At 71.6% G+C, this 12,900-nt stretch carries 8 protein-coding genes and 1 pseudogene; 5 read left to right on the top strand and 4 right to left on the bottom strand.

Annotated elements, in window-relative coordinates; translation table 11 throughout:
- Positions 1–484: 484 nt before the first annotated feature.
- A pseudogene (locus ACH4DX_RS29160) lies at positions 485–5,003 on the top strand (DUF6531 domain-containing protein); the annotation flags it as partial.
- Positions 5,003–5,311, top strand: a complete 309-nt coding sequence (locus tag ACH4DX_RS29165) for a hypothetical protein (RefSeq protein WP_398121576.1) — start codon at positions 5,003–5,005, stop codon at positions 5,309–5,311. The pseudogene ACH4DX_RS29160 and the gene ACH4DX_RS29165, both read left to right, overlap by 1 nt.
- Before the next feature lie 67 nt (positions 5,312–5,378).
- On the opposite strand, the gene ACH4DX_RS29170 is transcribed toward ACH4DX_RS29165, so the two are convergent.
- The 3 genes from ACH4DX_RS29170 to ACH4DX_RS29180 form a co-directional block, all read right to left on the bottom strand.
- Positions 5,379–5,702: a DUF202 domain-containing protein gene (locus ACH4DX_RS29170; protein ID WP_398157348.1), complete on the bottom strand. Its 324-nt coding sequence runs from the start codon at positions 5,700–5,702 to the stop codon at positions 5,379–5,381.
- Positions 5,699–6,091: a YidH family protein gene (locus ACH4DX_RS29175; protein WP_398157349.1), complete on the bottom strand. Its 393-nt coding sequence runs from the start codon at positions 6,089–6,091 to the stop codon at positions 5,699–5,701. The genes ACH4DX_RS29170 and ACH4DX_RS29175 overlap by 4 nt, the downstream gene beginning before the upstream one ends.
- A gap of 72 nt (positions 6,092–6,163) precedes the next feature.
- Positions 6,164–6,727, bottom strand: coding sequence for an NUDIX hydrolase (locus ACH4DX_RS29180; RefSeq protein WP_398157350.1), 564 nt, complete (start codon positions 6,725–6,727; stop codon positions 6,164–6,166).
- A gap of 119 nt (positions 6,728–6,846) precedes the next feature.
- Here ACH4DX_RS29180 and ACH4DX_RS29185 point away from each other — a divergent pair, with 119 nt between their 5' ends.
- From ACH4DX_RS29185 to ACH4DX_RS29195, 3 genes are all read left to right on the top strand, one after another.
- Positions 6,847–8,502: an FAD-binding dehydrogenase gene (locus tag ACH4DX_RS29185; protein WP_398157351.1), complete on the top strand. Its 1,656-nt coding sequence runs from the start codon at positions 6,847–6,849 to the stop codon at positions 8,500–8,502.
- 205 nt (positions 8,503–8,707) lie between these two features.
- On the top strand, positions 8,708–9,670 hold the full coding sequence (locus tag ACH4DX_RS29190) for a hypothetical protein (protein WP_398121584.1): 963 nt from the start codon (positions 8,708–8,710) through the stop codon (positions 9,668–9,670).
- A gap of 42 nt (positions 9,671–9,712) precedes the next feature.
- On the top strand, positions 9,713–11,308 hold the full coding sequence (locus ACH4DX_RS29195; protein ID WP_398157352.1) for an APC family permease: 1,596 nt from the start codon (positions 9,713–9,715) through the stop codon (positions 11,306–11,308).
- A gap of 175 nt (positions 11,309–11,483) precedes the next feature.
- On the opposite strand, the gene ACH4DX_RS29200 is transcribed toward ACH4DX_RS29195, so the two are convergent.
- Positions 11,484–12,881 carry a gluconate:H+ symporter gene (locus ACH4DX_RS29200; RefSeq protein WP_398121587.1) on the bottom strand — a complete coding sequence of 466 codons (1,398 nt, stop codon included), beginning with the start codon at positions 12,879–12,881 and terminating at the stop codon, positions 11,484–11,486.
- Between the last annotated feature and the right edge of the window lie 19 nt (positions 12,882–12,900).

Genomic DNA, 12,900 nt, shown 5'->3' on the forward strand with positions numbered 1-12,900 from the left:
CGCCCATCACGCCCGTTCGGGGTCCGGACGCCCTGGGGTTCTCCACCGGAAACGCCCTGTTCACGCGCCCCGATCCGCGCGGATAGTTGTGTCCACGCCAACTTGATCACTGGCCTGCCACCGCCCGACTCCCTGAGCAGGAGTGTTCTCCCTCTTCCCCGTCCACCCCGTCGTCGTGATCCGGCCGAACCCCGTATCGCGCGTTGGTACGAACAGTTTGCGGATCAACATCACCGAGGCTCTGTTCACTGCTGCCTCACAGGTGATGCACCATGCGCGCACAAGCGCGAAGACTCGTCCTGGCCTTCCTGGCCTTCGTCCTTCTCTCGACGGCGAACACCGCCCCCTCCTCGGCGGTGACCCGGGACCGACCCGACGCCGCGCCCGCGGCGGGTGTCGCCCAGGTCGAACCGCGTACAGCGAAAGACCTGCCCGATCCCCCCAAGGCCATGACGCTGGCCGAGCGCCGCAGACAGCTCGCGAAAAGAAGGCCACCGACGACCCCAGCGGGGACACCCCGGACACCGGCGCCTGGTGCTACGACTGGTGGCCGGGCAACTCCTATCCGACCGACCAGTGCTTCTGGTGGGCCGGAAGCGAGCTCGGCGGCATCCTGGCGGACGGCAAGAAGTACTCCGCCTGGGTCTTCCTGAACAGCTCCGACGGTTCATCGAGCCCGGGCGGCACCAAGTCGCCGCTGGTGGAGGCGTTCTACACGCCCGGTATCCCGGGTGCCGCCGCGGGCATCTGCGCCTGCTACGCGCAGGCCCACCGCGCCGACCCCGTCAACACGGCGACCGGCGTGTTCTACGAGCAGCTCACCGACGCCTCCCTGACGGGCCCCGGCGTGCCGCTGACCCTGGAGCGCACCTACCGCTCGGACGTGACCGCCGCCGGTCTGCTCGGACGGGGCTGGACGACACCGTTCGACGCACGCCTCACCCTCGCGACGGGCAAGGCGACGTACCGGACGGGGGACGGGGCGTCGTTCGTGTTCACGCAGGCGAGCGACGGCACGTACACCGCGCCGGCGGGCACAGCGGCCAAGCTGGTCAAGGGCTCCGGCACGTACACGGTCACCACCCCGGACCACACCGTGCGCACCTTCGACGGCGCCGGCCTGCTGACCTCCGTCGTCGGCGCGGCGGGCAAGGGCCTGAACCTGACGTACGCCTCGGGCAAGCTCGCCTCCGTCAAGGACGCGGGCGGCCGCACCACCACCTTCACGCCCGGCGCCGACGGACTCCTGTCCAAGGTGGAGCTGCCGGACGGCACCTCCGTCTCCTACGGCTACACCGGTGGCCTGCTGACCTCGGTCACCGACCCGGCGGGCCGGAAGTCCTCGTACGCGTACGACACGAACAAGCGCCTGGAGTCCTACACCGACCCGGCGGGCGGTGAGGTCAAGAACGTCTACGACGGCGCGGGCCGCGTGAAGTCCCAGACCGACCAGAACGGCAGGACCACCACGTTCACCTGGGACGGCAAGAGCGGCGAGTCGCACACCACCGCGCCCGACGGCGGCGTGTGGACGGACGTGTACGCGGCGAACGTCCTGATGAAGACGGTCGACCCGTACGGCAGGAGCGTCACCTACGACTACGACCGCAGACTGCGCCCCAGCGCCATCACCGACCAGCGCGGCAACACCACCGAGATGACGTACGACGGCGCGGGACGCATGCTCACCCGCACCTCGCCGGCGGCGCTCGGCTACAAGGAGAGCTGGGGCTACGACACCGCGGGCAACCTCACCAGCCACACCGACGGCCGCGGCCACAGGACGACGTACGGGTACACGGCGAACCGGCTGACGTCGGCGACGGACCCGAAGGGCGGCAAGACCCTCTACAAGTACACCGCGCTCGGCCAGTTGGAGACGATGACAAGCCCGCGCGGCAAGTCACCGCCTACGGCTACGACTCCGCGGGCAACCGGACGTCGGTCACCACGCCGCTCGGCGAGAGGACGACGTTCACATACGACAAGGCCGGCCGCGTCCTTACACGTACGACAAGGCGGGCCGGCTGCTCAGCAGCGTCTCGCCGCGCGGCAACGTCTCCGGCGCCGACCCGGCCGCCCACACCACGACGTACGCGTACGACGCGGCCGGCAACCTGACAAAGACCACAGGGCCCACCGGCGCGACGACCAGGACGACGTACGACGCCGTCAACCGGCCGCTCGTGGTCACCGACCCGCTGGGCCACACCACCGGCTACACCTACGACGCCAACGACAACGTCACCAGGACCACCGACGCCGCGAACAAGTCGACCACCGCCGTATACGACGAGAACAACCGCCTCAGCAGCAGCACCGACGAGCTGGGCAAGACCACGAGGTACGCCTACGACGCCGACGGCAACCTGACCGGCCGCACTTCCCCGCTCGGCCACAGGGCGAGCTGGACCTACGACGGCGACGGCCGCCGGGCCACCTCGGTCGACCCGCGCGGAAACGCCACCGGCGCCGACCCCGGCCAGTACACGACGGTGTACGGCTACGACCCGGCGGGCAACCCCACCAAGGTCACCGACCCGCTCGGCGGGGTGACCACCACCGCCTACGACGCCCTGAACAAGGTCGTCGAGCGCAAGGACGCCGACGGGCGCACCACCACCTACGGCTACGACGACCTGGACCAGCTCACCAAGGTCACCGCTCCCGGCGGCGCCGTCACCGCCTACGGTCACGACAAGCTCGGCAACCTCACCGAGCGCACCGACGCGGGCGGCCACGTCACCGTCTACGGCTACGACGCGGTGCACCGCCTCACCTCGGTCACCGACCCGCTGAAGCGCAAGACGTCGTACACCTATGACGCGGAGGGACACGTCACGGCGAAGACCACCCCGCGCGGCACCACCGCCTACAGCTACGACCCGCGCGGCCTGCTCACCAAGACCGACTACTCGGACGACACCCCCGACGCGACCTTCGGCTACGACGACGCCGGGCGGCTCACCGCCCGCGCCAACGCCAAGATGTCCGAGGACTTCGGGTACGACCCGGTCGGCCGGCTGACCAAGACCCGCGGCTTCGGCTACACCTATGACGCCGCCGGGCGGATGCTCACCCGCAAGTACTCCGACGGCAACACCCTCACGTACACGTACGACGACGACGGCCGCACCGCGACCACGGCCGCCGACGGCAAGACCACCGCGTACACCTGGGACCCGGCGAACCACCTGGTCAAGTCGGCGCTGCCCAACACCGAGACCGAGGACCGCGGCTACGACCGGGCGGGCCGGGTCACCGCCGTGACGTCGAGCAAGGCGGGCACCACGGTCACAAGGACCGCCCTCACGCTGTCCGCGGCGGGCCTGCCAGAGCGCGTCGACGTCACCCGGGCCGGCGTCGGCACCGGCGGCTACGACCTCTCCTACGACGCGGCCGGGCGGCTCACCGCCGGCTGCGCCCCGCAGCCCTGGGCCACCGGCTGCCCCGCCGCCCGCGCCACCACCTACACCTACGACAAGGTCGGCAACCGCCTGACCTCCACCCTCGGCGACGCCTCCACCGGCTACGCCTACGACGCGGCCGACCAGCTCACCTCGGCCACCACCGGCACCACGACCACCGACTACGACCACGACGCCGAGGGCAACCGGACCAAGGCCGGCGCCGACACCTACACCTACGACCTGGCCGGACAGATCTCCGCCGCCACCGTGGGCGGCACCGCGTACGGCTACGACCACGACGCGAGCGGCAACCAGGTCACCACCCGCAAGGGCAGCGACGTCACATCCCGCACCCAGTGGGACCCCAACGCGCCGCTGCCGCTCCTCGCCACCGAGTACGACAGCGCCTGGGCCGTCAAGCAGTCCTACCGCTACGACCCCCTCGGCCAGCCCACGGCCACCAAGAACGGCGCCGGGGAGCTCTTCTACTACCACCACGACACCCAGGGCTCCCCGGTCGACGTCACGTCCAGCACCGGCGCCCTCCACCAGCGCTGGGCCTACGACTCGTTCGGCACCCGCGTCCTCGCCACCGCCACCGGCGGCGCGCCCGCGAGCACCCCGGGGTACACCGGCGCCCGGCACGAGCCCACCACCGGCAACCTCGACCTGCACGCCCGCCAGTACGACACCGCCACGGGCCGCTTCACCCGGCCCGACCCGGCCGCCAGGGACCTGACGGCTCCGTACGTCTCCGCGTACGCCTACGCCGACAACGTGCCCAGCGCGCTCACCGACCCCAGCGGCCTGTCCCCGGGCGACCCGGACAACGAGCGGGTCGACAACGTCGGCGAGGCGCTCGGCATCTTCAAGGACGCCTTCGTCGACGTCGCCAAGTCGCCGTTCGTGTTCCTCGGGGACCTGAGGAACGCCGCCACCGGCGAGAACGGCGGCGCGGGCGCCTTCATCGACAAGTACCTGCCCGTCCGTCCCGCCTACCGGCTCTACCGCGCCGAGACGATGCTCCGGCAGCAGGGCTGCGACGCCCTCGCCGACCTGTACGCCGACACCGCCGACGAACTCGCACAGCAACTCGTCCTCACCGGAGTCGGCGGACTCACGGGGTGGCGGCGGACCGCCGTGGCCACGGAGCGGGAACTGCAGTCCGGCGGCTCGGCCTTCCGCAGGCCGCGCAGCGAGATGGACTTCGAGCTGGAGTGGGCGGACCACGCCTATCACGCCATCCGCGCCGACGCCCAGCTCGACCGGGTGGCACAGTCCGCGGCCTCGCACGGCTACTCCGCGGCCGACATCAACCAGATCTACCGGCACCTGTTCATCGAGACGCACCAGCTCGACGCGGGCATGATGCGATTCGACGCGAATCCGCGCATCGCCAGGGCGTGGGAACGCCTCCAGGACGGAAATCCGCACCCCAGCGATTTCGATCTGCTGGCCCATGAGCTGTACGAGTCGAACTGGATGCGGCAGCACGGGGATCAGAACTACCGCCGGGCCCACCAGGCGACCCTGGACGCGGGTCGTACCTGGGACGAGCACGCTCCCGCGGCGGACGGGATAGGGTTTCGGTGATGACAGCATCCCTGACGTGCAAAAAGGTCGCTGCTCTCGAAGCGGGCTCCGCCGTCTACACGTGGGAGACCGCGGAAGGAGTCACCGGGAACGTTCTGATCGACCCGGGGGAGTCGGTCGCCCGCCCGTGCACGGCGGCGGGACGTCCTCTCGGCGCCATGCTCCTCGACAAGAACGTCGGAAATGTGGAGAATCCCGACCCGGACCCGGGAATCCGGCGCGCTTTCCTGATGGCCGCCTCGGTGATCTTCCAGGAGCGGGAGCGGCAGGGACACCTGCCTGACACGATCACGCGCACCTACTGGTAGGCGCCGGCTCGCCGTCCGAGAGGCCGGGCCCTTCGAGGGCCCGGCCTCTCGTCGTGTGCGCGCCGCCTCAGGTGAAGAGCATCCCCATGGCGCACACCGCGAGGAACGTGGCGCCGAGGGCCGCGGCCACGGCGACACACGGCCCGAGCGGGCGGGGGCGTGCCGTGCTGAGTGCCGTCATCCTGCGGTGCGCGACGGCCAGGAAGCACGGCCACAGCAACAGGCAGAGCCCACACGTGACGGCGTCCGCAGCCGACGCGCCGTCGTGCAGCGCCGCCCGCACCCCGAGCGCCGTGGCCACCGTGCACGCCAGCGTCGTACGCCGCCATGCGAGCCGGGTCCGCTCCGGCTGGAGCCCCGGGTCCCGCGGTCCGGCCCGTGCCCCGCTCACCCCTCCCACCCGAACACCACGATCACCACCATGGCGAGCGCGACCACCGCCACCAGCGCTCCGAGCAGAGCGGGGAAGCGCGACACGGGCAGGTCCTCACCGCGCCGCATGGCCCGCTCGCAGCGCACCCAGTGGTCGACCGCGCGCAGCGCGCACAGCACCCCCGCGACGAGCAGGGCGAGCGCGAGGCCGACGCGCGCCCCCCAGCGCAGGTCGGGCAGGAACTGGTCCACGGCGAACCCGCCGCCGATCAGGGCCAGCGCGGTACGCAGCCAGGCGAGGAAGGTTCGCTCGTTGGCGAGCGAGAAACGGTAGTCGGGCGTCTCGCCCTCCTCCCGGATCCGCCCGGGGGCGAACCACAGCCGCAGGCTCTGTACGAAAGTGATCACACCTGCACGATAGGCATACCTTCCGCCCGGGGCTCCGCGCCGGATCCCGTAACGGCGCTCCGCGCCTCGTCCTCAGCCGCCGGAGGGCGGGCCCACCTGGCCCCGCAGGGCCCGCAGGCGCTCGTACGCCGCGAGGCCGTCCGGTACCCAGTCCCACTCGCCCACGCGGGCCGCGAGTTCCCCGTCGGTGAGGAAGTCGTGCCAGGCGACCTCCTCGGCCTGCGGGGCCACCGGCTCGGTGCACCGCACCTCGTACACCGCCGACCACCAGGTGCGGCCCGCGCCGTCGTCGTACAGGAACCTGAACAGCGGCACGGGACGGGGGAGCCCCCTCACCCCCAGCTCCTCCTCGGCCTCGCGCAGCGCCGCGTCGTCGTACGACTCGCCCGCCCCGACGACGCCGCCGACGAACATGTCGTACAGGGAGGGGAAGACCAGCTTCGTCGGGGTGCGGCGGTGCACGAACACGCGGCCCTCGGCGTCCCGGGCCTCGACGAACACACAGCGGTGCCGAAGGCCGCGGGCGTAGACCTCGCCGCGCGGCACCTGCTCCACCACGGTGTCGTGCTCGTCGACGACGTCCAGGATCTCGTCCGCCGGGTCGCCGTCCCGGCCTGCGGAAACATCTGCGCTCATGCCGCCATCCAACCGTAAGGACCCGCAGGAGAGGTTGACTGCGCCCTTCGCCCGACCCAGGATCTGACCCACCGGTAACCCCCCCCCGCCCGGCAGCGGCACACCCTTGAAGGAGCCCCATGGCCTACGACGCAGACGTCATCGTGATCGGCGCGGGCCTCGCGGGGCTCACGGCGACCGCCGAACTCGTCGACGCGGGCCGCCGGGTGATCCTCGTCGACCAGGAACCGGAGCAGAGCCTCGGCGGCCAGGCGCACTGGTCCTTCGGCGGCCTGTTCTTCGTGAACTCCCCGGAGCAGCGCCGCCTGCGCATCAAGGACCACCGGGAGCTTGCCCTCCAGGACTGGCTGGGCACGGCCGGGTTCGACCGCGAGGAGGACCACTGGCCGCGCAAGTGGGCCGAGGCGTACGTCGACTTCGCGGCCGGCGAGAAGCGGTCCTGGCTGCACGGCCAGGGCGTGCGCTTCTTCCCCGTGGTCGGCTGGGCCGAGCGCGGCGGCTACGACGCCCAGGGCCACGGCAACTCGGTGCCCCGCTTCCACATCACCTGGGGCACGGGCCCCGGCCTCCTCGCCCCCTTCGTCCGGCGCGTCCAGGAGGGGGTGGACCGGGGCCTCGTCCAGTTCAGGTTCCGCCACCGGGTCACGGGTCTGACCCGCACCGGCGGCGTCGTGGACACCGTCACCGGCGAGGTGCTCGAACCCTCCGGCGTCGAGCGGGGCAAGGCCAGCAGCCGCGAGGTGACGGGCTCCTTCGAGTTCCGCGCCCAGGCGGTGGTGGTCACATCCGGCGGCATCGGCGGCAACCACGACCTGGTCCGCGCCAACTGGCCGCAGCGCCTCGGGAGCCCGCCGAAGAAGATGATCTCCGGGGTGCCCGCACACGTCGACGGCCTCATGCTCGGCATCGCCGAACGCACCGGCGGCCACCTCATCAACCGCGACCGCATGTGGCACTACACCGAAGGCATCGAGAACTGGGCCCCGATCTGGGACAGGCACGGCATCCGCATCCTGCCGGGACCGTCCTCGCTGTGGCTCGACGCCCGCGGCAACCGCCTCCCCGTACCGCTGTTCCCCGGCTTCGACACCCTCGGCACGCTCAGCCACATCATGGGCACCGGGTACGACCACACCTGGTTCGTGCTCAACCGGCGCATCATCGGCAAGGAGTTCACGCTCTCCGGCTCCGAGCAGAACCCCGACCTGACCGGCAGGTCCGTGCGCGGCGTCGTCGAACGGGCGCGGGCCGACGTACCGGGACCGGTCAAGGCGTTCATGGACCACGGCGTCGACTTCGTCGTCGAACGGGACCTCGGCGCCCTGGTGCGCGGCATGAACGCCCGCACCGAGGAACCCCTCATCGACGAGGCCCTGCTGCACCGCACCATCGCCGCGCGCGACCGCGGGATCGTCAACCCGTACACCAAGGACCTCCAGGTCAACGCCATCCGCGGGGCACGCAGGTTCATCGGCGACCGGCTCATCCGCACCGTCGCGCCGCACCGCCTCCTCGACCCCGACGCGGGACCGCTCGTCGCCGTCCGGCTGAACATCCTCACCCGCAAGACCCTGGGCGGCCTGGAGACCGACCTGTCCTCGCGCGTCCTCCAGGAGGGCGGCGACCCGCTGCCGGGGGTGTACGCGGCCGGGGAGGCCGCGGGGTTCGGCGGCGGGGGAGTGCACGGCTACCGGTCCCTGGAGGGGACGTTCCTCGGCGGCTGCCTGTTCTCGGGGCGCGCCGCCGGGCGGGCGGCGGCGAAGTCAGTCGGATAGGGCCAAGTCGGGCCTGACGCGCGGAGGTTGACTGGCATCGCATCCCTACCGGCCGCACGCGAGGGGGGCACAAACGGACGAAGAAGCGCTGGTAAGGGGTCGGGCAAGGTTTCAACAATGACGGAGTCTTGACGCGGAGAGTCACCTACCGGTTGGCTGTGCGTGATCACACGCTCGCCCAACGCGTCGGGGAGGACGTCCCGCGGTGTCTCCACCTCCGCCCCCGCCGCTCGGCCGCTACCGCAAGAAGGCCGCGCACGGCTTCGACGCCGCCCTCGACGACGCCGAACTCGTCGCCGCCCGCACCGCCCTCGCGCAGGGGCGCTGGACCGAGGTGCGCGACCTGCTCGCCGACACCGGCGACGACTGGGACCGCAGGGGCCACCGCTGCGACGCCCTCGGCCGCGAGCCCACGACCGCGGCCTGGGCCCGTGACTGGCGGATCACGGAGCCGGAGAGCGCCGACGCCGCGGTCCTGCTCGCCTTCGCCGCCGTGCACCGGGCGCTGCGCGGCAAGGGACGCTCCGAGAAGGCCCGCGCCGCCTGCCGCGAGGCGGCCGCCCTGACCCCCGCCGACCCCACCCCCTGGCTCGCGCTGCTGCTCCTCGAGCGCTCCCTGGGCCACGAGGAGGACGTCGTACGCCTCTTCGACGAGGTGCGGCACCGGCACCCCGAGCACCACCACGCGCACCACCTGATGGTCGCCCGGCTCGCCGAACGGCGGCCCGGTGCCGGGCAGGACCCGCTCCACGAGGTCTACGACTTCGCGTCCTGGGCGGCCGAACTGGCCCCCGACCACTCCCCGTTGGCCGTGCTCCCGGTGATCGCGCACACCGAGCGCTACCGCGTGCTCGCCACCACCGGCACCGAGAACAAGGACCCGGTGGCCTCCGGGCACTGGTCGACGCGGCGGGCCCGGCAGGTGATGAAGGCCTCCTTCGACTGGTGGCTGGAGTGGGAGATGCCGCACGAGTCGGTGCACCCGCGCGCCTTCGTCGACCTCAACTACCTCGCGCACGCCACGTTCTGCGAGGGGCGGGCGGCCGAGGCCGCCGCGCTGTTCCACCGCATCGGCCGGTACCCGACCGAAGTCCCCTGGTCGTATCCGGACCGCGACCCGCACCGGGCCTACCACGCCGCCCGCGACGCGGCACTCGGCAAGACCTGAGAGACCAACGGCCCCCAGACGGGCGGAGAGGACCACCGCACCATGGCGACGGGCAGATCGAGCACCAGCGCGGCCAGCGCGGGATTCCGCGGCGGCACCGGATCGAGGGGCAGGAAGGCCTCGCCACGAGGCGGCATCAACACCTACAAGGGCGAGGAACGCGCCCTGCGGGCGGGGCGCCTCGGCACGGCGGGCCTGCTGCTCTCCGTGCTCGCCGCCACCGGGCCGCTCCTCGTCGTCGCCGGTGTCATGCCCACGACCTACGGCGTGATGGGCGTCGTGGGCCAGCCCCTGCTGTTCCTGATACTGGGCGTCGTCCTCGCCCTGTTCAGCTTCGGGTACGCGGAGATGAGCCGGCACGTCCACAACGCCGGCGCCTTCTACGCCTACATCGCACGCGGCCTCGGCGGCACCGTCGGCGCGGGCGCCTCCGCCGTCGCGCTCGTCGCCTACAGCGCCCTGCAAGCAGGCCTGTTCGGCATCCTGGGCTTCGAGGTGTCGGGGCTGCTCGACAAGTACCTGGACATCACCGTCGGCTGGTGGATCCCCGCGCTCGCCGCGGTCGCCCTCGTCGGCGCACTCGGCCTGCTGAAGATCGACCTGAACGCGCGCGTCCTCGGCGTCCTGCTCCTGATCGAGGTGGCCCTCGTCGTCATCTTCGACGTCGCCGCCGTCGCCGACCCGGCGAAGGAGGGCCTTTCGCTGCACGCCTTCAACCCCGACACCCTCACCGGCGCGGGCGTCGCCACCTCGCTGTGCTTCTGCATAGCGGCGTTCACCGGCTTCGAACAGGCACCCGTGTACGCCGAGGAGACCAGCCGCCCCCAGGTCGTCGTCGCCCGCGTGATGTTCTTCGCCGTCGGCTTCGTCGCCGTCTTCTTCGCCCTCAGCTCCTGGGCCCTCACGGTCGCGGCCGGGCCCTCCGGCATCGTGCCCGCAGCGAGGGAGCAGAGCGCGGGCCTGCTGTTCGGGCTCACCGAACCCCGCCTCGGCGGCACCTTCACCGACGTGATGCACGTCCTGTTCGTCACCGGCATGTTCGCCGCCGTCCTCAGCTTCCACAACGTCGTCGCCCGCTACGCCTTCGCCATGGGCCGCGAGGGCCTGCTGCCCGCCGCGTTCGGCCGCACCAACAGCGCCAGCGGCGCACCCGGCACGGGTTCCCTGCTCCAGACCGTCGTCTCCGTCGTCATCGTGATCGGCTTCGCCCTCACCGACGACGGCCCGCACGGCGACCCCACCGCGCCCGTCCTGCACCTGTTCACCTGGGGCGGCAACGTCGGCGCCCTCGGCGTGCTGCTCCTGATGGCCACCGCGTCCGTAGCCGTGATCGTCTTCTTCGTCCGGCGGGGCGCCGCCCGCGTCCAGATCTGGCGCATCACCGCCTCGGCACTCGCCGCCGTCGCCCTGCTCTGCATCGCCGGCTACACCGTCAAGGACTTCGACGTCCTCGTCGGTGCGGGCCCCGACTCCACCCTCGGCTGGGTCCTGCCGGGCATCATCGCGTCGGCGGCGGTGGTGGGGCTCGCGTACGGGGCGTACCTGAAGTCGGCCCGGCCTGCGGCGCATGCGCGTATCGGGCTTGGGAACGAGGCGTTCCAGTTGGAGAAAGCGGCGGGTTCTGGCCGGGGGGCCTAGCGGGGGTCGGCCTGCGGCCTCGTCCTCAATCGCCGGACGGGCTCGAACGAGCCCGTCCGGCGATTGAGGACGAGGCGCGGAGCGCCGACAAGGCTGGGGTCCAGGGGGCGCAGCGCCCCTGGTTACGGGAAGGGGCGGGACTGGGGAGCCCCCGGCAGGGCCCACCCCCAGCCCCCTACAACACCAGCGAAAGCAGCATCACGAACCCGAGCGCCACCACCGAGATGATGGACTCCATCACGGACCACGTCTTGACGGTCTGCCCGACATCAAGACCGAAGTACTCCTTCACCAGCCAGAACCCCGCATCGTTGACATGGCTGAAGAAGAGCGACCCGGCCCCGATGGCCAGCACGAGCAACGCCGTGTGCGCGGTGGACATGTCCGCGGCCAGCGGAGCCGCGAGCCCGGCCGCCGAGATCGTGGCGACGGTGGCCGACCCGGTGGCGAGCCGGATCGCGACGGCGATGAGCCAGGCCAGCAGCAGCGCGGGAATCGACCAGTCCTCGGAGAAGTCGAGGATCATCTGCCCGACACCCACGTCGATGAGGGTCTGCTTGAAGCCGCCCCCCGCCCCGACGATCATCAGCACACCCGCGATGGGAGCGAGCGACTTCTCCACGGTGGAGGAGAGGCGGTCCTTGGTGAACCCCGCGGCCCGCCCCAACGTGAACATGCCCACGAGCACCGCGGCGAGCAGCGCGATCAACGGCGACCCGACGACGTCGAAGACCCGCTGCACGGTCGCATCGGGGTCGTCCACGACGATGTCGACGAGCGCCTTGGCGAGCATCAGGACGACGGGCAGCAGCACGGTGGCGACCGTGACCCCGAACCCGGGCCGCTTCTCCAGGTCCTCCGAGGCCCGCTGCGGAATCATCTTCTCCGGCGGCGCCACGTCCACCCAGCGCGCGGCGACCTTCGAGAACAACGGCCCCGCGATGATCACGGTGGGGACGGCGACGAGCACACCGAGGGCGAGCGTCACGCCGAGGTTGGCCTTCACGGCGTCGATGGCGACGAGCGGGCCCGGGTGCGGCGGGATCAGGCCGTGCATCACGGACAGACCGGCGAGCGCGGGGATGCCGATCCGCATCAGCGAGTAGTTGCCGCGCTTGGCGACCATGAGGACGACCGGGATCAGCAGCACGATGCCGACCTCGAAGAACAGCGGAAGCCCGATCACCGAGGCGATGAGGACCATCGCCCACGGCATGGCACGCCCGCCCGCCCTGGCCAGGATCGTGTCCACGATCTGGTCGGCGCCGCCGGAGTCGGCGAGCAGCTTGCCGAGGATCGCACCGAGCGCGATCAGCACGCCGACGCCCGCGACGGTGGACCCGAGCCCGGTGGTGAAGCTGCTGATCGCCTTGTCGAGCGGGGCACCCGCGAAGGCGCCGAGCCCCAGCGAACCGATGGTCAGCGCCAGGAAGGCGTGGACCTTGAACTTCGTGATGAGCAGAACGATGACGGCGATGCCCGCGAGGACGGCGATCCCGAGCTGGGCATGGCCCGCCGAGGTGATCGGTTCGACGGGGTCCGCTGCCAACATCTCGACGCTGAGACTGGTCACGGTGGGTTCCTTGTACGTG

Source organism: Streptomyces sp. NPDC017940, from assembly GCF_044328435.1.
Taxonomy (GTDB): Bacteria; Actinomycetota; Actinomycetes; order Streptomycetales; family Streptomycetaceae; genus Streptomyces.